This window comes from Gracilimonas sp. BCB1 (assembly GCF_040117685.2).
In the GTDB taxonomy this organism is placed as follows: Bacteria; Bacteroidota; Rhodothermia; order Balneolales; family Balneolaceae; genus Gracilimonas.
This window is the reverse complement of sequence record NZ_JBEDYP020000007.1, coordinates 64,567-87,332: the sequence shown is the minus strand read 5'-3', so window position 1 is coordinate 87,332 and position 22,766 is coordinate 64,567. Positions and strand designations below refer to the sequence as shown.

Annotated in this window: 21 protein-coding genes; 8 read left to right on the top strand and 13 right to left on the bottom strand. The window is 45.2% G+C overall.

All coding sequences use genetic code 11. The annotated features are described in order from the left end of the window. Positions 1-38 precede the first annotated feature (38 nt). Positions 39-1,355, bottom strand: coding sequence for a tyrosine-type recombinase/integrase (locus ABFW99_RS02965; RefSeq protein WP_349353949.1), 1,317 nt, complete (start codon positions 1,353-1,355; stop codon positions 39-41). Positions 1,356-1,893: 538 nt separating this feature from the next. Here ABFW99_RS02965 and ABFW99_RS02960 point away from each other — a divergent pair. After that, the gene (locus ABFW99_RS02960; protein WP_440707417.1) at positions 1,894-3,096 is read left to right on the top strand and encodes a CynX/NimT family MFS transporter; all 1,203 of its coding nucleotides are present in this window, start codon (positions 1,894-1,896) and stop codon (positions 3,094-3,096) included. A gap of 85 nt (positions 3,097-3,181) precedes the next feature. Continuing rightward, complete coding sequence (locus tag ABFW99_RS02955; protein ID WP_349353951.1) at positions 3,182-3,553, top strand: DoxX family protein; 372 nt, start codon at positions 3,182-3,184, stop codon at positions 3,551-3,553. Positions 3,554-3,556: 3 nt separating this feature from the next. Here the strand turns inward: ABFW99_RS02955 and ABFW99_RS02950 are convergent, their stop codons facing one another. Continuing rightward, positions 3,557-3,910 (bottom strand): DoxX family protein, encoded by a 354-nt coding sequence (locus ABFW99_RS02950; protein WP_349353952.1) that lies wholly within the window; start codon positions 3,908-3,910, stop codon positions 3,557-3,559. Positions 3,911-4,191: 281 nt separating this feature from the next. On the opposite strand from ABFW99_RS02950, the gene ABFW99_RS02945 reads away from it, so the two are divergent. Continuing rightward, entirely contained in the window at positions 4,192-4,524 is a 333-nt protein-coding gene (locus tag ABFW99_RS02945; RefSeq protein WP_349353953.1) for a cupin domain-containing protein, read from the top strand. Between the two features lie 121 nt (positions 4,525-4,645). On the opposite strand, the gene ABFW99_RS02940 is transcribed toward ABFW99_RS02945, so the two are convergent. The 10 genes from ABFW99_RS02940 to ABFW99_RS02895 form a co-directional block, all read right to left on the bottom strand. Continuing rightward, positions 4,646-5,602, bottom strand: a complete 957-nt coding sequence (locus tag ABFW99_RS02940) for an NADP-dependent oxidoreductase (protein WP_349353954.1) — start codon at positions 5,600-5,602, stop codon at positions 4,646-4,648. A gap of 110 nt (positions 5,603-5,712) precedes the next feature. After that, positions 5,713-6,255 carry a 2'-5' RNA ligase family protein gene (locus ABFW99_RS02935; protein ID WP_349353955.1) on the bottom strand — a complete coding sequence of 181 codons (543 nt, stop codon included), beginning with the start codon at positions 6,253-6,255 and terminating at the stop codon, positions 5,713-5,715. Between the two features lie 73 nt (positions 6,256-6,328). Further along, the gene (gene argH, locus ABFW99_RS02930) at positions 6,329-7,624 is read right to left on the bottom strand and encodes an argininosuccinate lyase (RefSeq protein WP_349353956.1); all 1,296 of its coding nucleotides are present in this window, start codon (positions 7,622-7,624) and stop codon (positions 6,329-6,331) included. Positions 7,625-7,743: 119 nt separating this feature from the next. After that, positions 7,744-8,811, bottom strand: coding sequence for a M20 family metallo-hydrolase (locus ABFW99_RS02925; RefSeq protein ID WP_349353957.1), 1,068 nt, complete (start codon positions 8,809-8,811; stop codon positions 7,744-7,746). A gap of 236 nt (positions 8,812-9,047) precedes the next feature. Continuing rightward, positions 9,048-9,806 (bottom strand): acetylglutamate kinase, encoded by a 759-nt coding sequence (gene argB / locus ABFW99_RS02920; protein WP_349353958.1) that lies wholly within the window; start codon positions 9,804-9,806, stop codon positions 9,048-9,050. Next, positions 9,803-10,753 (bottom strand): N-acetylornithine carbamoyltransferase, encoded by a 951-nt coding sequence (locus tag ABFW99_RS02915; protein ID WP_349353959.1) that lies wholly within the window; start codon positions 10,751-10,753, stop codon positions 9,803-9,805. The genes argB and ABFW99_RS02915 overlap by 4 nt, the downstream gene beginning before the upstream one ends. Beyond that, positions 10,750-11,877 carry an aspartate aminotransferase family protein gene (locus ABFW99_RS02910; protein WP_349353960.1) on the bottom strand — a complete coding sequence of 376 codons (1,128 nt, stop codon included), beginning with the start codon at positions 11,875-11,877 and terminating at the stop codon, positions 10,750-10,752. Before ABFW99_RS02910 ends, ABFW99_RS02915 begins: the two co-directional genes overlap by 4 nt. Then, a complete protein-coding gene (argC, locus tag ABFW99_RS02905; protein ID WP_349353961.1) occupies positions 11,877-12,839 on the bottom strand; it encodes an N-acetyl-gamma-glutamyl-phosphate reductase in 963 nt (320 codons plus the stop codon). The genes ABFW99_RS02910 and argC overlap by 1 nt, the downstream gene beginning before the upstream one ends. Further along, positions 12,832-14,028: an argininosuccinate synthase gene (gene argG / locus ABFW99_RS02900; RefSeq protein ID WP_349353962.1), complete on the bottom strand. Its 1,197-nt coding sequence runs from the start codon at positions 14,026-14,028 to the stop codon at positions 12,832-12,834. The genes argC and argG overlap by 8 nt, the downstream gene beginning before the upstream one ends. A gap of 87 nt (positions 14,029-14,115) precedes the next feature. Then, the gene (locus ABFW99_RS02895) at positions 14,116-14,757 is read right to left on the bottom strand and encodes a GNAT family N-acetyltransferase (protein WP_349353963.1); all 642 of its coding nucleotides are present in this window, start codon (positions 14,755-14,757) and stop codon (positions 14,116-14,118) included. Positions 14,758-15,173: 416 nt separating this feature from the next. Here ABFW99_RS02895 and ABFW99_RS02890 point away from each other — a divergent pair, with 416 nt between their 5' ends. The 5 genes from ABFW99_RS02890 (at position 15,174) to ABFW99_RS02870 (ending at position 20,897) form a co-directional block, all read left to right on the top strand. Continuing rightward, a complete protein-coding gene (locus tag ABFW99_RS02890) occupies positions 15,174-16,856 on the top strand; it encodes a tetratricopeptide repeat protein (RefSeq protein WP_349353964.1) in 1,683 nt (560 codons plus the stop codon). A gap of 1 nt (position 16,857) precedes the next feature. Beyond that, positions 16,858-17,619: a DUF4292 domain-containing protein gene (locus tag ABFW99_RS02885; protein ID WP_349353965.1), complete on the top strand. Its 762-nt coding sequence runs from the start codon at positions 16,858-16,860 to the stop codon at positions 17,617-17,619. Beyond that, positions 17,616-18,941 (top strand): murein hydrolase activator EnvC family protein, encoded by a 1,326-nt coding sequence (locus ABFW99_RS02880; protein WP_349353966.1) that lies wholly within the window; start codon positions 17,616-17,618, stop codon positions 18,939-18,941. Before ABFW99_RS02885 ends, ABFW99_RS02880 begins: the two co-directional genes overlap by 4 nt. 110 nt (positions 18,942-19,051) lie before the next feature. Next, a complete protein-coding gene (locus ABFW99_RS02875) occupies positions 19,052-19,519 on the top strand; it encodes a hypothetical protein (protein WP_349353967.1) in 468 nt (155 codons plus the stop codon). Positions 19,520-19,523: 4 nt separating this feature from the next. Beyond that, positions 19,524-20,897, top strand: a complete 1,374-nt coding sequence (locus tag ABFW99_RS02870) for a M28 family metallopeptidase (RefSeq protein ID WP_349353968.1) — start codon at positions 19,524-19,526, stop codon at positions 20,895-20,897. A 156-nt stretch (positions 20,898-21,053) separates the two neighbouring features. On the opposite strand, the gene ABFW99_RS02865 is transcribed toward ABFW99_RS02870, so the two are convergent. Then, a complete protein-coding gene (locus tag ABFW99_RS02865; RefSeq protein WP_349353969.1) occupies positions 21,054-22,643 on the bottom strand; it encodes a Ppx/GppA phosphatase family protein in 1,590 nt (529 codons plus the stop codon). Between the last annotated feature and the right edge of the window lie 123 nt (positions 22,644-22,766).

Below are 22,766 nucleotides of genomic sequence, written 5' to 3'. Positions count from 1 at the left end.
AGTTGTCATGTCTAAAATTACCACTCATATGTCATACCTCAAGTAGTCATAGAGTACGAAAAACTAACATTGCTATACCCGGTGTTTGATTTAGCAGGGGGCGACTTTTCTTTCTGCTTATCTTTTTCGTTCACAATCCGGTTTAGCTCACCATTCCACTTATTCAGGGCTTCTCGTTTTTCTTTCTCGTAATCGTATTTATTATAAATTTGAGTAATAAAGCTTCCTTCACCTGGTCGCTTATGATTCAAAATTTTTGATAAGACTTGTGGTGGGGTTCCTAATCCGGCAAGTCGTGTTGCGACTGTTGTTCGCATTGAGTGGATGTTAAAATCAGTCACCCCATATGTTTTCTTTAGCCGTTCTGCTGTTTTCTGAGCTGAGCCTACTGGTTCATTTTCTTTAACAGGACTTGCAAAAACATATTTATTTTGATTTCCTGACCTAAGTTTATTGAGGATAGCCATCGCAGTATCGGGTAGTGGTACGTAATGCTCTTCTTTGTTTTTAGTATCACTTGCGGGGATTGCCCATATTTTATTTTCAAAGTCAATGTCATCCCATTTCATTTTGCGGGTTTCGCCTGATCTTTGCCCAAGCAGCATTAGCATTTTAAACAAGGAACTTACCGGATCAGGATGTTCGTCAAAAGCATTCCAAAGTTTCTTTATCTGATCATCATCAAACTCTACATTTTGCCACTTTCCTTCTTCCTTAGTTCGCTTATTTTTGATTCTAATTTCATTTGCAACGTTCACATCAACCCAGCCCCTGTCTTTTGCAAACTTAAAAATACCACTTAGAATTGCCTGTAACCGTTGAGCTTGTACCGGTGAAGTTTTAGCAACGTCGTCAAAATACTCTAAGACCTCATATCTTTTTATCGACTTAACGGGACGACTTGATGCAAATCCTCTTTGTTTTGTCTTTTTAGAACCTTCCCCCTTAATGAAATGCTTTACCCGGTATTTATAGTCTTTTTGAGTAGTGGGCTTTAAGGTTGGGAGGTGTTTCTCTATATAAGTATCGATAACCTGCTTAATTGTTTTTGGCTCGATAGCTCTTTGGTGCTTCTTTTCTTCTTTTTCCGCCTGTGGGTCAAGCCCGTCATTTATTTGAACCTTTAATTTCTGGACTTTTTTTCTGGCGTCTGATAATCCAAGACCAGGAAAGGTTCCGAGAGTAATTCTTCTTTTTTTCTTTTCACCGATCTGGTATCGGTATGCAAATGTTTTGGTTCCGGCAACTGAAAGCCTAAGTATTAAACCTGTTTCTTCTGTGTCAAAGTATTCAACAGGCTTATCCTTAGCTTTCATAGCTAAGATGGTTTGGTGTTCTAATTTGATCTTCGGCATAACACTACATTTTCAAATTTGGGTACGATTTGGGTACTCGAGTTATTGGCTTCGATGGGAAATAGTAGTAATAAAAGGGAATAAAATCCAATGAAATATTCATCTATAAGTCCTTGTATTGCAACAAATTATAGGATTATATGGGGACTTGTGAGTGCCAGTGGGATTTGTTGGGATAAGGGCTTGTCTTTTGTCTGAAAATCCGTGTGTCGGCGGTTCAAATCCGCCCGGTCCCACATCAAGTAAAGCCCGATGCAGGTTAATATGTGTCGGGCTTTTTTGTTTTGGCTACTCCCACTCCTTTTGTTATTCCGGTCTTAGATGTCATACGGTAGACTTTCTTATTAAAAAAAGAGGATCTGTGAAACGCTGGCCTCTTCAATATCATACCTTAAGAGGAATGAAGTCCTGTTATTTATATTACAACTGATCGAAAGTGGGTTGTCAAGTGTTGAACGTCAAACATGATTAAAATCACGAAAAAAAATCGCCTATTTTGATAAATGACTTCAAATTCTTTTCTGAGGGATAAAAGAATATGCCACCCATTGAAAAGGACGGTTCCCATAGAAACCGATGGCAAACAGGTTTATTAATTGCCGGAATTTTACTGATTGCCCTGAACCTGAGACCGGCCCTTGCATCCGTAGGGCCTTTGATTGCTGAAATACGAGAAAGCACGGGTCTTTCCAATTCCTTGCTGGGTTTACTCACAACGCTTCCCTTGATCGCATTTGGTGTGATCTCAATGCTTACAACCTTGTTTACCCGGCGCTTTGGGATAGAAAAAACTTTATTTGGTGCGTTGCTACTGCTTTCGGCAGGCATCTTAGTCCGGCTTGTTCATTCTCCGGTCGCCCGATTTGGCGGAACCCTCTTACTGGGTATCGCGATTGCACTGGGAAATGTACTGCTCCCTACGTTAGTTAAACGTGATTTTCCGGATAAATCAGGCTCATTAACCAGCTTGTATTCCAGCATGATGGGCATCGGGGCTTCGTTGGCGGCAGGCTTAAGCGTCCCGCTTTCAGACGGACTTGAACTTGGGTGGAGGTGGACGCTGGCCATTTGGGCCGTACCAGCCTTGATCGCATTATTGGTTTGGATTCCACAATTGAAATACAACACCAAAAGTGATCGCCTGAAGAGTTTTCGGAAGGCTATGAAAAGTTTGGGAGCTTCGGCCAAGGCCTGGCAAGTTGCTGTGTTTATGGGGTTGCAGTCGCTCGCTTTCTACGTGATCCTGGCCTGGCTGCCTGATATCCTGCAGAGTAGAGGCCTAACGGAATCCTATTCCGGATGGATGTTATCTCTTTCTCAGGGAATGGGCGTGCTGGGGACACTACTCATCCCTTATTTAGCAGGCAAAAGAGCAGATCAGCGGACTATTGTATGGGGATTAATTGCAATGGAAGGACTGAGCTTGATTGCAATTATGGTAACTGGCACGTTTGGAGTAGCTGTCTGGGTGTCTTTATTGGGATTTGCTCTCGGAGGCTCTTTTGGGTTGGCTCTGTTATTTATCGTACTTCGCTCGCACGACACGCAGGGAGCAACCGAATTAAGTGGAATGGCTCAATCAGCCGGGTATATTCTGGCGGCGGCTGGACCTATTTTAATCGGGGCTCTTTATGATCTTACCGGCAGCTGGAATGTTCCCCTGGGGTTTCTTTTAGTGGTTTTAGTGATAAAAGCCGGTTTTGGACATTTTGCCGGTAAAGCCCAAACAGTGGAATTATAAGAGGGTAGTACGGCTTATGATTGTATTGCTGAAAGTTTAATTAGATTACGGCACACATCCTCAATAAGAAAAAAGGTAAGAAATCATGGAATATCTAATCATAGCCATAAAACTGATAGTTGGGCTGAGTATCCTGAACGTCTGGTTATTACGATCCGGAAAAGAAACGCAATGGCGGGGCGGAGATGCGGGTAGCCTCGAAGAAGAATTCAAAGCGTATGGCTTACCGGTTTGGTTTATGTGGGCTGTAGGCGGACTGAAAATTCTGTTTGCATTGGGGCTTCTGGCTTCCATTTGGTTTACCGGCTATCCGGAATTAGAAACCTATTCCGCTTACGGCATTGCCGTGTTGATGCTGGGTGCAGTGAGTATGCACATAAAAGTTAAAGATCCGTTAAAAAAATCCTTCCCGGCTTTTACCTTTCTGGTTTTGTCGCTGGTTGTCGCTTTTGTATAAAGTTCAGGGAAGCAAAAGCAGATACCGGTAGGCGAGATACGCGTTTACCATCATGAAGAAAAATGAAGGTAAGGTCTGGTTCAGTGAATCCCGGACTTTTATGCGGGTGCCGAAGGCTACAAGCATCATAAACGCCAGGCCTGAAGCAGCGAGAAAACCTGCGAGGGGGAAATATAATCCAGCAAGCAAGCCCACGGCTCCGGTCAGCTGAGCCGCTCCGGTGAGTTTTCGTAAACCATCGCCCATTCCATAGCGAATAAATTCTTCCTTCATAAAAGGGGAGCGAAAGCATTGTATGCCATAGATCAGAAAAAATCCGGCTATGGCTACGGAAAGAAATAAAATGGGATGGGTCAAAAGGCTCCGGTTTCTTAAAAAAGATAGATGGTAATTAATGAGCACTCAAACACCGGCATCGTAAACATTCGTTCGTCTTATATATAATATGCCAATTAACACCGGGGGGGGGTATCTGTATTTTTGTTTGCAAAAATTAATCTCTTCTTCATTCCATAAAAGAACCTGCATCTTCAACTAAACAAGGTTGAGCTTAAATCCAATGAAACCCTATAATCTGCTCATCTGTTGTAGCTTTTGATGAATTAAGACTAATCAATCAAAAAAAGACGCTATTTATTATGAGTATTGAAACAATGACAGCCGAAGAAGTAGCAGAGGGTAAATTAAATGAAGCCGGGGACGTGAAAGAAATTCTGGCATCCGGCGAAGATGTAGGACTCAGAGTATGGAGAGATGAGGAGCCGGGTGCTGACAAAGAACTTCACACTAATTCTTATGAAACGGTGGGTTATGTACTTAAAGGAAAAGCCGAACTTCATCTGAATGATAAAGTGATTGAGCTGACGGAAGGCAATTCTTATCTGGTGCCTAAAGAAGCTGAACACACCTATAAGATTATAGAAACTTTTACAGCCGTGGAAGCAACGTCTCCTCCGGCGCATTTACAGTAAAATAAATCACAATTGACAATTTTAAAGCCCGGCAATATCACCGGGCTTTTTTATTTAACCCACAAAAAACCCCGGCTTGATTGACCAAGTCGGGGTTGTAGTTCTTTATAAGGAAACTCAATCAGGGTGTAATTATCAACTTGCCTCGTGTATGCAGCGACTCAATTTTTTGAAGTGCTTCACCAGCTTCGTCTAAAGCAAAAGTCTCAGTGACCGGAACGGTAATTTTACCGCTGTCAGCAAGCACAGTGATATGCTCCAGTTGTTCTGCATTGGGTTCCACAAATACATATCTGAAATCTATATCATCATCGATATCAGGATTGCTTTTGGTGATGGAAGCTACTTTTCCATCCTCTTTCAGAACACCGGTTTCCATGACCTGACTGAAGGAGTCGCCCCGTGAGCAATGGAAAATCAAATCTACTCCATCGGGTTGGACTTCTTTCACGGCTTCGCCAACGTGGTTGTCGTTATAATCAATGGTGATGTCGGCACCGAGCTCTTTCATATACTCGTGGTTGGATTCGCTGGCTACTCCAATCACTTGTGCACCTACCGATTTTGCCAGCTGAATAGCCAGAGTTCCCACTCCGCCGGAAGCTCCTAAAATGAGCAGGGTTTGCCCTTCTTTCAGTTTCCCGAAATCAAAAATGGATTGATAGGCCGTGAGTCCAACTAATGGAATTCCTCCGGATTCCTCCATAGAAATATTTGTCGGTCGTTCAGCAAGGTAGGACTCAGGCAGGCTTATGTATTCAGCAAAAGTACCGTGCTTAATTTTCGGTCGGCGGGCATAGGCATATACTTCATCTCCTTCGCTGAACCTGCTCACGGAATGACCGGTTTCTTCCACCACTCCGGCCACATCCCATCCGGGCACGAGAGGAAATTCACCGGGGATGGCATCTTTAAGCATCCCTTTAACGACGGCGGCATCCACGGGATTTACCCCGGCCGACTTAACCCGGATCAGCACTTCCCCCTCACCTGCTTCAGGTTTGGGTAGTTCTCCTGTAGTTACATTAGTTAGCTCTCCATATTCTTCTATAAAAGCAGCGTTCATTTTTTCGCTCATAGTCTCTTTTTGATGAATGATTTTTCAATTGGAGTTTCCAAACAAGAGAGGCAGAACATGCGTTTCGAGGAATCTGATAAGCGAAAACCAAAAATAAATTAACGATGCTGTTATGGAATGGGATGTGAACTCTGAACCTGCCACCGGACTCCATCATGCCGGAGCAGGTGAAGTGTATCAGCGGTAAAAGAACCATCAAAATCCCGGTTTTCAAATTCTTTCCAGGCCTTGTAGAAATTCTTTTTGGTGAGGTCTTTGAAGGCTAAGGTGAGGTGCGGGTGGTAAGGACGTTTATCGTAATTATAGTTGAACAGGTCAGGGTTTGAGCGGGCCAGCTCTTCCAATTGTTCCTGCATATTCATGAGGGCAGGCGTTTTTTCAACATCAATGAAAATGACTCGCGGAGGGAAGGTGGAAAAATCCCGGAGCTGAACCTCGAAAGGAGTAGCCGACTTAGTAAAATCTTCGATCAAAGAACTCAGTTTGACTTCGTTTTGATCTTCAAGCCGAAACGGACTTAAAAGTGTGATATGAGGAGGAGCATTCAGGGAATGCGAGCTTTCGAATTTCTCTTTCACTTCCAGCTTCAGCTCCTGAATTTCATCCTGCAAAGGACTTGGCGGTATGAGTGCAATGAAGTAGAGTTGGTTCATGATAGATTAAAGATGTTAGATTTAAGACATAAGACAAAATGCCAGTGATAAGGCGAGTCTTAAATCTTTTATCTTAAATCTCAATACTATTAAATCTTTCCCTGATCTCCTCATTCCCCAAATTCCCGATGCTCCCTTCATGGGTGTGATTGAGCTCCGTTGGTGGTTCAAAACTTCCATCTTCAATCTGTTGGGCTACTTGTTGATAGGCATCCCGGAATGGCACTCCTTTTTTAACAAGTTCGTTTACCGCTTCCACTGAAAAAATCAGTTTATATTTCGGGTCATCGAGAATGTCCTGATTTACTTCCATCTGTGCAGCCGCATATTCGGTGATGAATAAACAGCTTTTCAGTTCTTCGATAGCTGGAAATAACAGCTCCTTCAGTATCTGGAAATCGCGATGATAACCGGAGGTCAGGTTCGTGGTGGCCATCATCATTTGATTGGGCAGTGCTTTCAGCGCATTCGTTTTGGCGCGGATCAGCTCAAACACATCCGGGTTTTTTTTATGCGGCATGATGCTGGAACCGGTGGTGAGTTCATCAGGCAGCTTCAGGAATTGAAAATTCTGGCTGTTGTAGAGGCATACATCAGCGGCCAATTTATTGAGCGTTCCGGCAAGTCCGGCCATGGCAAAAGACAGGGTTTGTTCTGTTTTACCCCGGCCCATTTGTGCATAAACGGAGTTTACATTCAACCCCTCAAACCCAAGAAGTTCGGCCGTCATGCTTCGGTCAAGAGGAAAGGAAGAGCCGTAGCCCGCCGCCGACCCCAGCGGATTTCTGTTGATGATATGATAAACCGACTCCAGCAGGGTCAAATCATCTACCAGGCTTTCGGCATAGGCACCAAACCACATTCCAAAGCTGGATGGCATGGCAGCCTGAGTGTGAGTATAACCGGGAAGCAACACTTCTTTAGTATCTTCGCTCTGATTCATCAGGGTCTCAAATAGCTTCTTGGAAAGCTGAGCAACCTCCTTGATTTGATCACGAAGGTACAACCGGATATCCACCAGCACCTGATCATTTCGGGAACGTCCGGAATGTACTTTCTTACCCACGTCTCCAAGCTCACGGGTCAGCATGAGTTCGATTTGTGAATGAACATCTTCCACGCCATCTTCAATCTCAAAATTTCCGGGTTCGATCACTTCATCCAGAATCCGATTCAGTTCGTTTCTCAGGATGTTCAGTTCATCTTTTTCCAGCAGTCCCACCGACTCCAGCATGGTGATGTGAGCGAGGGTTCCCTGTACATCATACTTCGCTAATTGGAGGTCCAGATCCCGGTCTTTGCCCACCGTAAATTTTTCAATGAACGCATCGGTTTGAATTCCCTTTTCCCAAAGTTTTTTGTCAGACATTTTTCCGTTTTTATTGTTCAGCGTAAATATGATTTAGCTTAAATATGTTAATATGCAAAAACATTTTCCTTGTTTAGACATCACCTAAGTCGATTTAATAATCTTCATTGTAAATAAGACTACTTTACTTCCCATTGATCTAAAAGTGTGATGTACGTTTTGATTCCATTTCTGATTTCATCCAGCTCAATATATTCATCTGCTGTATGAGAACGACGGGTATCTCCGGGACCTATTTTCACACTGTCAAAAGGCATGTGAACCTGGTCTGACATGGTCATGGATCCGTACATATTTATGCCTGATAATTCGGCTCTTTTGATTATGGGATGATCGGCACTGATACCCGAAGCATTCAGGTTTGCAGACCGGGGATTTACTTCGCATTCCACGTGTTCCCGAATGAGTCGTACTACTTCATCATTAGAGTAAAATTCATTGGGACGAACATCCACTACAAAGCGGCATTCATCCGGCACCACGTTATGCTGACTTCCGGCCTCAATCATCGTTATGGTCATGTTAACAGGACCCAAGACATCGGATGTTTTTTCGAACTGATAAGAACGAAACCAGTTGATATCATCCATGGCTTTATACAGGGCGTTCTCACCTTCGTTACGAGCGGCATGTCCGCTTTGGCCATGGCTTACACAATCAAGGACGATAAGGCCACGCTCGGCAATGGCAAGGTTCATGGAAGTTGGTTCACCAACTATGGCGAAATCTATATTTGGCAGTTCTGGTAGTACAATGGGGACACCGTTCCTCCCGGAAGTTTCCTCCTCAGCGGAGGCCAGGAAAACTAAATTGTAGGGCTGCTCTTTTTGTGAGAGAAAAACAAAGGTTGCCAGCAAACTCACCAAAGGTCCGCCGGCATCGTTGCTTCCCAATCCGTAGAGCTTGGCATCTTTCAGGGTGGGAGTAAAAGGATCTTTAGTCCATTTTGAGGTAGCCTTCACCGTATCATGATGCGAGTTCAGCAAAATGGTAGGCTTTTGAGGATCAATCTTTCCGGAAAATGCCCAAACGTTATTCACTTTTCGTTGTGGTTCGAATCCATATTCCTTCAAAACTCCGGAAAGCACATCTGCAGTCTTATCCTCTTCGCCACTGTAAGACTGAATTGAAATCAGTTTTTTCAGGAGCTCAAAAGCTTGTTCAGTAAGTTGATTTATGTCACTCATTTTGATTCTTTATTTGGAGGAACTGATGAAAAATATCCATATTAATATCAGTGATTATCGGATTAATCAGTGTCACCTGTGTTCAAATAATCCTGTGTATATCGATTATGACAAAAGAAGTTAACTCAAGCATTTCGACCTCCTCTGTCTCCTCCTTCGCAAGGAGGAGGACTCATGAAATAAAAGTTTGCCAATATCCATGAATAACTTCTCAATCAGTATCATCCGTGTTCCATTCATCTAACTAATTTGGTTCCTGATTCCAACTTGGCCACATCCTCAAAGCTGCGGATGCTAACTTGTACTCCCTTTATAAGGGCAGAGAAGCCCAAATCCAACTTAGGAATCATGCCGTCTGTAATAACGCCCCCGTCTTTCAGATATCTATAAAGCAGCAGGTTCATCTCAGTGATCAGTTTTCCGTTATTCATCACACCGGATTGTTCGAAGCAAAATAGGAGTTCTGTTTCAAACTCTCCGCCCAGTGCAGTAGCCACAGCAGATGCAATAGTGTCGGCATTGGTGTTTAGCATCTGGCCTTGTTGGTCGTGTGTGAGTGGAGCCAAAACCGGAACCACTCCGCTATCGAGAAATTGAGAAAGCCATGATGTGTTTACAGTTTCCACCTCACCGACCCACCCAAAATCTACCGGCTCAGGATTACGTTTTTTTGCGGGGATGATATTCAGGTCAGCCCCGGTCAAACCTACTGCGTTGATTCCCAGTGATTGCAGCTTAGCCACTATCTTTTTGTTAACCAGCCCCCCATACACCATAGTGATCACCTCCAGTGTTTCCGCATCGGTAATGCGGCGGCCGTCAATCATGTTCGGTTTGATGCCCAGCCGTTCACTCATATTGGAGGCTATGGAACCTCCTCCGTGAATCAAGACTTTTGGTTCCTTGATGGAAGCAAACTCTTTCAGGAAGTGATCCAGCTTTTGTTCGTCATCGATCACCTTGCCGCCAATCTTTATTATTTTCAGGGATTTCATTTCAGCTCCTCCAAAATGTGTTTCAGAACGGTCTGCATCGAATAAATGCGATTGGTGGCTTGAGGAATAACCAGGCTGCTATCGCTGTCAATTACGATGTCTTCCACCACAACATTCCGACGGACAGGCAGGCAATGCATAAAACGGGCGTTGTTGGTAAGTTTCATTTTGTCATTTGTTACCATCCAGCCCGAATCTTTAGATAAAACTTTGCCATAGTGCGTATAACTACTCCAGTTTTTGGCATAGACGAAATCAGCCTCTTCAAAAGCTTTAGACTGATCATACTCCACTTTGGCATCTCCAACAGCTTCATCCGCCAGCTCGTAGCCTTCGGGGTGAGTGATCGTCAGATCAAAATCAGCGGCCTGCATCCATCGCGAGAATGAATTAGCCACGGCTTGTGGCAGGGCTTTTGGGTGAGGTGCCCAGGTGAGAACTACTTTAGGCTTACCCACAATTTTATGTTCTTCTATGGTGATAAGATCGGCAAGTGCCTGAAGCGGATGGCCGGTTCCCGATTCCATATTTATAATCGGGGCAGGACAGAATTTTTTGAAGGATTCGATCACCTGTTCGCTGTAATCTTCATCGCGGTTTTCCAGCTTGCCAAAGGCACGAATGGCCACCACATCAAAGTAGGAACCTATTACAGCGGCAGCTTCCTTAATGTGTTCGGCTTTGTCGGAGTCCATTTTGACCCCATCCGCAAATTCCAGCTGCCAGCCCTGACTTCCCACATCCAGCACAGCCGTTTGCAGCCCAAGGTTAAAGGCTGCCTTTTGAGAACTGAGCCGGGTTCTGAGACTTGGATTCAGAAAAATGAGGCACATGGATTTATTTCGGCCGAGCTCCTTGTACACATGTGGATTCTTCTTGATTTCCAGAGCGTCTTTAACAAGTGCCGAAAGGATTTCTACATCGTTAATAGACAGGAATGATTTCATTTCAGAACCTCCTTCAAAGCTTTGATTAATTCATGGCATTCTTCTTGTCCAATACTTAGCGGGGGGAGCAACCGAAGTACATTTTTATTTGATGAAGAACCGGTGAAGATGTGGTGCTTGTATAGTAACTGTTTTCGCCATTCAGCAACCGGTTGATCAAACTCAACTCCAATCATCAGCCCGAATCCGCGTACATCCTGAACTTTGGGAAGCTTTGCTAATTCCTGTTTCAGGTAAGTGCCAAGTTGTTCAGCATTTTTCATCAGCTGCTCTTGCTCCAGCACTTCTAAAACGGCAAGAGAGGCTGCAGAAGCCAGGTGATTTCCACCAAAAGTGGTACCCAGCATTCCGAACGATGCCTCAAATTTAGGGTGAATCATTACGCCACCAACTGGAAACCCATTCCCCATGCCTTTGGCCATAGAAATTATATCCGGTTCAACCCCGAACAGCTGATGGGCGAAAAACTTCCCGGTACGGCCAAAGCCAGACTGTACCTCATCCAGAATAAGTACAGTGTCGGTAGCCTTACATAGACTTTGCAGATGGTGAAAAAACTCGGGTGACGGACTTTCAATCCCTCCCACTCCCTGAATTCCTTCAATAATGACGGAGCTGATATCTTCTTTTTGCAGGGCTTCTTCAACACCTTCAAAGTCATTGAATTCAAATCGTACAACTTCAGCCCCTTCATTCACCGGAAACACGATGTTTGGATTGTCCGTGACTGCCACGGCCAGAGATGTTCTACCATGGAAAGCTCCTTTAAAAGCCAATACTTTTTTACGACCGTTGTAAGCCGAGGCAACTTTCAACGCATTCTCATTAGCCTCGGCACCGGAATTGCAAAGGAATAAATTCCAGTCTTGGTAGCCGGAAAGATGCCCCAGCTTTTTTGCCAGTTTCTGCTGAATACCAATGGGCACGGAGTTGGAGTAGAAGCCAATATCATTAAGCTGTGTACTAATGCGATCCAGATAATGCGGGTGTGAATGGCCGATGGAAATCACGGCATGCCCGCCATAGAAATCGAGGTATTTTTGCCCGGAGGCATCATACACATAGCTGCCTTTCGCCTTCACCGGCTCCACATCAAACAGGGGATATACTTGAAACAGGTTCATCAGAATGCGGTGGCTTTGAGGTTAAGTCCGGCAGCTTCGTTAAAGCCGAATAGTAAATTCATGTTTTGCACGGCCTGACCGGAAGCGCCTTTCAGTAAGTTGTCGATTACACCGGTAATTAATACTTGCCCGTTTTCCTTTTGAATATGAATGAGGGCTTTGTTGGTGGCAACCACTCGCTTAATTTCTGGGGAGGAATCTGAGATAGTCACAAATGGATGATCCTCATAATAATCCTGATACAGCTTTTTGATGCTATCAACCGGTTCACTCAGCTCAGTATAGCAAACAGCTAAAATTCCTCTTGTAAAAGCTCCTCGCATTGGAATGAAATGCATAGGTTGATTGAACCCTTGCTGAAGCTGCTCCAAGCTCTGCTTGATCTCCCCTAAATGCTGATGATTCAGTGGTTTGTAAATCGAAGCATTGTTGCTTCGCCAGCTGAAATGCGTGGTATCAGTTGGGTTTTGTCCGGCGCCCGTGCTCCCGGTGATGGCCGTTACATGAACCGGCTTGTTGAGTAAGTTCTCGCTTGCCAGAGGGAGCAGGCATAGCTGAATGCAGGTTGCAAAACAACCGGGATTGGCAACGTAGTTGGCCGGCTTGATGACATCACGATTCAGCTCAGGCAGCCCGTACACAAAATCATGTTCGCCTTTAATGCGATAGTCTGAGCTTAGGTCAATAACTTTGGCTGCTACTGGAATCGTAGTTCCTTCAAAAACTGCTTTGGATTTTCCATGTCCCGAGCAAAGGAAAACCACATCTGCATGCTGAGATAATTCGGAATCAAATTTCAGATTTGTATCTCCTTCCAGATCAGGATGGGCGGCGTATAGAAATTTGCCACTATGACTTTGGCTCACTACGCTTTCTATTTCTGCCTGAGGGTGATGGAGTAAAATTCGGATCAGCTCTCCGGCCGTATATCCGGCTCCGCCTATAATGCCTGCTTTAATCATGGTTCTGTACTTTTTGTTGAATGAGCATGGAGTTAGCCAGAATTTTGGTGAAGCCTTTCACATCTTCGCCGCTCCAGGCGTTGTTCATTTCCCCATACTGACCGGCTTTACTGCCCATCAAATCATTTTCAGATTCAATGCCTTCCAGCTCAAATCGCTTGGGCTCAAGTTTCACAAATACCTTACCGGATACGGTTTTCTGTGTGTCTTCCAGAAATATTTCGATGTTTCGCATTACGGGATCCAGGTATTGGCCTTCGTGCATCAGCATCCCGTACCATTCGGCAAGCTGATCTTTCCAGTACAGCTGCCATTTCCCCAACGTATGCTTTCCCAAAAGCTGGTGGGCTTTGATGATGATCATGGGAGCGGCTGCCTCAAATCCAACGCGACCTTTAATACCGATGATGGTATCACCCACGTGGATATCCCGTCCGATTCCGTACGGTGAAGCGAGTTTGTTGAGTCTTTTTATCAATTCGACAGGCGAAAACCGTTCACCGTTAATCATTATTGGTTCACCGTGTTCAAAACCGAGTTCTACCTCTAACGAATCCTGATTATTGACCTCCGTTGGCCAGGCTCCTTCAGGTAGCCCTTTATGAGAAGTCAGCGTTTCTGCTCCTCCCACCGAAGTTCCCCAAAGTCCTTTGTTGATGGAGTATTTTGCCTTTGCCCATTCCTGGTCAACACCGTGTGACTTCAGGTATTCCACCTCTTCTTCACGGCTCAATTTCTGGTCGCGGATGGGTGTAATGATCTCGATATCAGGAGCCATCACCTGGAAGATAAGATCAAAACGAACCTGATCATTTCCTGCACCAGTACTTCCGTGTGCGATGGCATCGGCCCCGATTTCTTTGGCATATTCGGCAAGGGCGACCGCCTGAAACACTCGTTCTGCACTCACCGAAAGCGGGTAGGTGTGATTCTTAAGTACATTACCAAAAATCAGATATTTGATGCCTTTTTGGTAGAATTCATCTTCCACATTCAGCATCACATGGTTTTTGATACCCAGGTTTTTGGCTTTTTTAGCCAGTACTTTTTCTTCGGCTTCATCAAAGCCGCCGGTGTTTACGGCTGCAGTATAGACGTCATAGCCCTGATCTTTAGTCAGCCAAATGGCACAATAGGTGGTGTCGAGTCCGCCACTGAAGGCGAGTAATACTTTTTTCTTTTTATTCATGATACAATATAGATTCTTTTCAAGGTCAGCCGGACTTGAGCCGGGATCTGGATTCTTGCCTTCGCAGGAATGATTTTTAGATGGTTATTAAAACAAGTTTATAGGGTTAAAGAACTTTAGGAACCGGGCAGTCTTTAAACGCACCCAGCGATAATATTTGGCCACATTCTTTTGGCGTTCTTCTTTGGGTTTATTGTTAGGATGCTTTGGATCAAATAACATTCCCGTGCACAGGCAATTCTTACGTTCATTTCGGGTCAGGATATCATAGTTGGGACAGCTTTGGCAGCCGCTCCAGAAGGTCTCGTCGCGGGTGAGTTCAGAAAAAGTTACGGGCTTGTAGCCGAGGTCTGAGTTTATCTTCATTACCGGCAGGCTGGTGGTTATTCCGAATAATTTTGAATCAGGGTATTTCTTTCGGGACAGTTCAAATGCTTTAGCCTTTATTTTCTTGGCGATTCCCTGCCCGCGGTAATCCGGGTTTACAATAAGGCCGGAGTTAGCCACATACTTTTTATCCTCCCAAATTTCGATATAACAGAAGCCGACCAGCGTTTCGCCATCAAGGGCAATTACGGCATTTCCGTTTCTGATTTTTTTGGTGATGTATTCCGGTTTACGCTTGGCGATACCGGTGCCGCGCTGGCGGGCAGCAGATTCGATCATGGCACAAATATCATTGGCATAAGCGGTATGAGGCTCGGAAGCGATATGAATCTTTACGGACATGTTGGTAAATAAATAGAGTGAATTAGGAAATGAATAGACTTCTGTCAGGGAAGAAGTTGGTTCAGGATCTTGCGGCTAAAAGATGAGAGTTGCTATGAAGCAACTATAAAAATGTGGTTACCGCCGTCGGAGGCTCCGCCGGAGTGTGGTAAGATTGATCCTATGTGCACAGAAAATTTGCATGGCTTGAATTTAACAAATGCGTCAGCTTATAAACAACCCCTGAGATAGATTTTAACATTTGGGAACGAAAACCCGCATAACTTTCATTCTGCTTTCACTATTCATGAAAAGAGAAGCAGCATCAAAGCTGAAAGAGCAAAAGAGCCGGACATCCCATCCGGCTCTTTTTTGTTGAGGAAGCAGGTGAGCATAAATCACACTTTCCTGTTATACTTACCGTTGTTATGAATGCCATGAAATTTTTCCAGACCTTTTTATTTTCGATCCTTTTTTTGGGATGTGCCCCGGCGATGGCTCAGATTCAGTCCGATGCTCAGCTGGCCGGTAAGGCATCTTATATTCAGGGGATGGAAGCATTTGAGAACGAAGAATTTGAAAAAGCCAGAGAATTATTTCTGGCAGCACGCCGAAATCTGGAGGCAGCTTCGGGTGTAAACTACGCACTGGCTGATACCTATCTGCAGCTGGACGATCTCCCTAACGCTGCTCTGTTCGGAAAGCAGGCCGTTGAGGCAGAACCTGAAAATAAATGGTATCGGCTGAAACTGGCCCAGATCTACCGTGCAGCCGGCCGAAATCAAGCTACGCTGGATGAGCTGATCACCTTGCTGAATTTTTACCCCGATGATTTCGATGCCCTGTATATGCTCGCCGACACCTATAATGATTATGGAGAGTTCCTGAAGTCGAATGAGACGCTTGATGAAATCCTGAAGCTTACAGGCCCCGATATTCAGGTGCTTTTAATGAAGTTCAGGAATTTCGAAGCGCTTGCTGTACCTGACTCAGCCGTGGCTCAGCTTGAAAAAGTGCGACAAATAGACCCGGATAATTTGGAAATGCTGAATATGCTGGGTGAATATTATGTGAGAAACGGTGAGCGGGATTCAGCCAAGAATGTACTGTCGGATGCTCTGAATCGAAATGCGCGGGACCCGCAATCACTCATAAACCTGGCCGGTATTTACCTGGACGAACAGAAATGGGACAGTGCCGGCACCCTGCTTACGGATTTTATTGGTGATCCGTTGATTGAGGCTGAGGATAAAATGAACATTGCCCGGTTTTTGTATGCCAGGGTTCAGCAGGATTCCCAAAACATTCAACTGAGAATTGAAACCGAACGCGTGTTAGATGCTCTCACGGAAAGTGAATCTGGTTACGGACCGGCTTTCACCCTTGCAGGGGAGTTCTATGCTCAAACGGCTCAACCCGAAAAAGCCCTTGAGAATCTCGAGCGGGCAAACGAGTTGCTCCCAGAAGATGATATTGCCTGGAGGCAGCGGCTGCAGCTGCTAATGAGTCAGGAGCGATATGAGGAGGCCATCGATGTAGGCCAAAAAGCGGATGAGTCGGTGCCTGATGATGCCTTTATTCAGTTTTTTGTAGGGAGTGCGTACATGCTTACCGATCAGAACCGAAAAGCAGAAGAATGGCTGCAGAATGCAACCCGCGCCCCGGCTCGCCGCCCATTCAAATCGATTGTGTACAGTACGCTGGGTGATGTGAGGGCAAACCTCGAAAAGCATGAAGCCTCGGATGAAGCATATGAGCTGGCCCTGCGCTATGATCCTGAAAACGACAATGCGATGAATAACTACGCGTATAATTTATCGGTTCGGGGAGAAAGCCTGGAACGAGCCAAAGAATTAGCACTAAAAGCTATTGAGGTAGCCCCCGAGAATGCTGCTTATCTGGATACGGTAGGCTGGGTGTATTTTAAGCTGGGTGATTACGATCGGGCAAAAAGATTCATTGACGCTTCGATAAAAACCGGAGCAGCCAGCGCAGAAGTGCTCGAGCATATGGGCGATGTGGAAGAACAGCTCGGAAACATGGAGGAGGCCCGTAGTTGGTGGCAGCAAGCGCTGGAAAAAGATTCAACCCGAACACACTTGCAGGATAAAATAAATTAACGTGAAGTTTCGATCTCGTCTTTCACTTTTAACCGTATTGGGACTTGGATTTATTCTTAGTTCATGTACGTCAACCCGATTGGTTACCGAGGGGGATTTTACCCGTGTGGATATCCCCAAAAAGGAAATAGTCTCTAAAATTCCGAATTACTCAACCGAGCTGAAGTCCTTAAAAGGTAAGGGCAGGGCATTGGTGAGTGAGCCCGGAAACAGCGACCGGGTGACCATCGATTTTCAGGCAAACAGGGAGTTGAGTCTGCTCACTTTCCAAAACCGAATCGGTATTGAAGGCGGGCAGATGCTGGTGGATAGTGATTCCATTCTGATTTATAACAAACTGGATAAAATCGCCCAGAAAATATCCATCTACGATGGCCGGATGACCAGCCTGAATGAGCTTGCTTCCATCAATATTCTTGACCTGTTGAATTATAAGGTGAATGCGGAAGACGTTCAGTCTGTCTGGGAAAGCAATAATTCCTATCAGCTGCGGTTAAAAAACGGAGCCCGGGTTTTTGTGAATAAGGAAAATGGCCGGGTTCAGCAGGTGGATCAAAGCCGGCGAGGACTGGCTCCCTACTCCCGCATTATTTACGAAAGTTACGGTGAACTGAACGGATTCACTTTACCAAGAAAAATAACGATCTTTAGCGCAGACGGAGATTCCCGGGTCGTATTTTTGGTAAGAAGCCTTGAGGTTAATCCGGGTAAATTAAATCTGGAAATGGATATTCCAAACGACATCATAATTCAAAGAATATGAAGGCGAAAAGTGGCATCCGCATTATTGGAGTTTTGATTTTGGCTTTACTGATGGGGGCAGAGTCTTTCGCTCAAACCTATCAGGAGAAAAGAGAGGAGCTGCTTAAGCGCCAGGAAAACACACGTGCTGAAATTAATGTACTGGAAGCACGTATAAGGAATTACCAGCAGCGGGTTAGTCAGGCTGAAGAACGATTTGATAAGTCATTTGAGCAGTTTCAGTCTTTGAACAATCTCATTGCTCTACAGGATGACAAAATAAACAGCCTGCAGGAAGAACAGAGCCAGATTGAAGCTGAGATTCAGCTCACCGAAAAAGAGATTGAACTCCGAGAGCAGGAGCTGGAACAGCTAATTGATAATTATAAGGAAATTATTCTGTACGCCTATAAAAACGGCAGGGCCGGCAACCTGGAACTGCTGCTCACTTCAGAGTCCATTAACCAAATGTTGGTTCGGTCAAATTATCTGCAACGGTTCGAAGAGCAAAAGACAAAGCAAGCTGAGCTGATCAAAATTAATAAGAAGGAGCTGGATCAGGTAAAAGATGATTTACAGGACAGTTACAAAAAAAATCAGCAGGTGATAAGTGAGATCCGGGAGGAAAAGGAAGAACTTGGTGATCAGCGGCAACAACAGCAGGCAACGGTAGAGAAAATTAAGCAGGAGCGCAGCACCTGGCTTGAGGAGCTTCGAAAAACCCGGCAGGAAAAAGAAAACCTGGAAAGTACCTTTACCAACCTGATCTCTGAAGAGGAGGAACTGCGTGAAGCTGAAAATGAACGTATTCGTCGCCTTGAGGAAGCCCGCAATATCGCAGATGCTGCCCGCCGAGCTGATGAAGTTGAAAAATACTCCCGTCCCATTGTACGCGAAAACTTTGTGAGCGATGAAGTGCTGCTGACGTATGAAAATTCTTTTGCTCAGGCCAAAGGCGGTCTTCCATGGCCGGTAAACAGTAAAACGGTTGCCAAAAAATTCGGCCGTGTTCGAAACCCTCTTTATGGTACGGTAACCGAACATCCGGGTATTGATATTGTAGCCGATGCGGCCTCCCCTGTAAAAGCTGTATCTGACGGGTATGTATTCCGCATTCAACCCTTGCCCGGTTATGGTGATGTGGTGTTTGTAAAGCACGGTTCGTATTACACTGCCTACGGAAATTTAAGCCGCATTGATGTGGAAGTGGGTTCTATTCTTGAACGCGGACAGCAGCTGGGCTTGTCAGGAACCAGTCAGTCTGAATTAGGTGAAGTTATCTTTTTCCTTGTCCGTCGTGGCAACGAAAACCTCAATCCTGAGAATTGGTTGACCGCTAAATAGCTATTTCTCTGAGACAGGCGTTAAAAAATATGTTAGCATTGGAATTTGGGGTGCGTTTTTAGGAATTTCAGCTTGTCTAAAAAACCCCAATTCAACCCCTGTAAAACGTTTTGGATAATTTACCACGGTTTATTTTTTACGCTTCCGGAATTTTAATGATTTCAGCTGCCTTCACGCTCATTTCTTCTGAATTTTTAGGGATGATAAGTAACCCTTCCTATGTAGGCCTGCTTGTGCTTTTAGGCTTTGGGTTGGTATATTTGAATTTGGTTTTTCTCTCAGGCCGTCGGTTTATGAGGCGTTTACAAGGGCCGAATCCTGTTCCCTACATTTTTGCACTTCTGGTTGCCATTGCCCCCTTGGTTTGGGTTCAGATTTATGATGCCGGACTGGGAGATTCAAAGCTCACTTTTATGTTTACAGTAATTATAGCCTGTGGATCAGGGGCTTTTTTCGGACACCGGGCTGGACTAAAAGCTCAGGTTAAGTTCCAGGAAAACCTGAAAGAATATTTGAACCAGGATAATAAGACACCGGACGATTTGAAGCGTTCGCATGATAACCTCAACAAAAACTAAATTTATGAAATCATTTAAAGCTACTGCTCTTTCCCTTCTCTTTATTTCTGTTTTTGCGGGATTTGCCCAAGCCCAAACACCGGAAATGGAAGTACTCCGGGAAATCGGTGCAGCTCCCTCTGCTGATCGAATTGAAGCCGATATTTCCAAGCTTGTCAGTTTTGGGACACGACACACCTTATCCGATACAACCTCAGATACCCGTGGCATTGGCGCTGCCCGACGCTGGATTAAGGCTGAGTTTGAACGTATTTCTGAAGAATGCGGAGGTTGCCTCGAGGTTTTTTATGTCAGTGATGTAATTGAAGGAACAAGTCGCATACCGGAACCAACCAACGTTGTTAATGTAATTGCCATACAGCGAGGAACCGCCGATCCTAACCGGTTCGTGGTAATGAGCGGTGATATCGATTCCCGCGTATCTGATGCACTGGATGGGGAATCCGAATCTCCCGGTGCCAACGACAATGCTTCCGGAGTAGCCGGTGTGTTAGAGTCGGCCCGTATTTTGACGAATTATGAGTTTGAAGGGTCTGTCATGTATGCGGCATTGTCTGGCGAAGAGCAGGGCTTGTTTGGAGGTCAGATTTTAGCAGCCCATGCCAGGGAAAAAGGCTGGGATATCAAAGGGGTTTTGAATAATGATATGATTGGGAATATACAGGGCATCAATCAGGTGATTGACAACACCACTGCCCGGGTATTTTCAGAAGGGACCCGTGCAGTAGAAACAGAGCGGGAAGCCACCATTCGTCGATATACCGGTGGCGAAGTAGATTCTCCATCGCGAAACCTGGCTCGTTACGTAGATAAAATGGCCGACCTGTACATCCGTAACCTGGATGTGATGATGATTTACCGGCTCGATCGTTTTGGCCGTGGTGGACATCACCGTCCGTTTAATGAAGCCGGTTTTCCCGGGGTTCGTATCATGGAAACCAACGAAGACTACAACCGTCAGCATCAGGATTTACGCACCGAAGACGGTATTGAGTATGGTGATGTGCTCGATGAAGTAGAATTCGATTTTGCAGCCAAGCTAACCGGTTTGAACGCCGTGGTTATGGCGGCGATGAGCTGGGCTCCAAGTCCCCCGGCAGAGGTAGAAATTGGCGGAGCCGTACGTCCGAGCACTACACTAAAGTGGAAGGCTTTGGATGCTGAGCAAAACCCTCAGCTGGCCGGATATAAAATCTACTGGCGGCTTACAGATGCCAACCAATGGCAGAAAAGTGTGTTTGTTCCGGCCGATAAAACCGAGCACACCCTCGAGAACGTAGTTATCGACAATTATTACTTCGGGGTAGCCAGTGTATCAGAAGACGGCTTTGAAAGTCCTGTTGTATTTCCCGGGCCTGCCGGTTCTTTCGGTGATTAAGTCATAGTAATTATTGAGAAAACAGCGCAAGCGTCCGCTTGCGCTGTTTCCCATTTGGGATGGATGTCTCAAAAAACGTAGATCGGACAGCCTGTCCGACCTACGCTTTATTAGAAACTTGATATCGCTCCGACGTTCAGCGTCGGAGCTTTTTTATTAACCGATATAAGCCGGTTCAATCACCCGTTCAATGTTAATTTTCTTGCCTGTCACTTCCTTTAGCAGATCAGATTTACGTTCAGCTCCCCAAATTTCCAGATAGGGCTCGCCCTCTGTTCTAATATTCAGCTTAATCTGTTTTTCATCTGAAAAAACCTGCAGGTCTTTAACGTTTTGGTAGTGACTGCGATCCAAACCGTCAGCCACCCTCAGTATTCCTGAGAGTTTTCGTATTCGCTTTCGAATGGCCGGTGGCATTTTCCAGTATTCGCCGTGCCTTTTTTTGGGGGTTGAACGCCGGTGGTAACGAGCTACATTAGCGATGATCTCGATCTCGTCTTCCTTAAAACCCTTCAAATCAGAATGGCGGATGATATATAGAGCGTGTTTGTGGTGTTTGGAGTGAGAAATATAATACCCTATATCATGCAGGTAGCTGGCATATTCCAGCAGTTCACGGTCGTTCAAAGTCAGCTCAAGTTCATCTTCCAGAGCATCAAAAATGGTAAGGGCCATATTGGCAACATGGCGGGAATGCGCTTCGTGCCAGTTTGTTTTTCTAAGCAATTCAAACACACTTCTGCGCCTTGGATCAGCAAAAGCACCCGACCACTGCAGCCCAATCATGTCTTTTTTCAGGTAACGAATTACAATCCCTTCACGCAGTGCCTGAGATGAGATCTTTACGTTTTTAATTCCAAACTTTTGGATCAGAAAGTCCAGCAACACCACTCCGGTATTGATAAAACCTGCCCGTTTGGTATCAAGTCCGGCTACATTTTTCCGTTCTTTTTTGGTGAGTGTGATAAACCAATCATAGAACTTTTTAAACTCTTCAGCCGAAAACTCCATCTCATTCAGCGTAACATCAATAGACTTATCCTTGCGGGCGGCAATCATCTGTGCAATGTTCTCCATGGTACCCGAAGATCCAATAATGGTATCCGTACGGTGCTGAGCAAATGCCTGGGCCACATCCCGGAGTTGTTCTTCGTAATGGGCTTCCAGCTTTTTAATGTCTTCTTCGGTGATGGGATCAGCAGGCTTGAAGATTTCCGTCATTCGAGAAACCCCGATTTTCTTGCTGGCGGTATAAAAGAATTCATTCTCATTACCGATAAGAAACTCCACGCTACCGCCGCCTACATCAGCCATCAATACCGGTTCTTCAGTGAGCTTCACTCCATGTCGGACCGCCAGTCCAATCAGCTCGGCTTCAACACGGCCGGGAATGGCATTCATTTTAATACCAATGTCATCAATGCTTTTTTGAATGAACTCCCCACCGTTTTCTGCTTCCCGAATGGCACTGGTTGCGTAGGCCAGAATTTCTTCACACTCGTAGCTGTCAGCAAGTCGTTTGATGTTTCGGAGAGCGGTTAACCCGCGTTTGAAAGCTCCATCCGAAAGGCGTTTGCCCATTCCGCCTTTGGCCAGCTGAACCATTTCTTTGAGTTTGTCGAGCGTTCGGAAGCTGCCGTCGGAGTAAACATCAACTATAATGGCGTGGAAAGAGTTGGTGCCAATGTCGATGGCGGCGATGCGTTTGATAGGGGCAACCTGACTGTTACTGCTGCTTATAATCACGCTGTAAGATTGATTTGGGACTTTTGATTAATCATACACAAAAGATAACAGATTTGATAATAGGGAATGGCAGCAGTTGAAAAGGGCTTACAAAATCATAAATATACCCGAACGGATATAAAA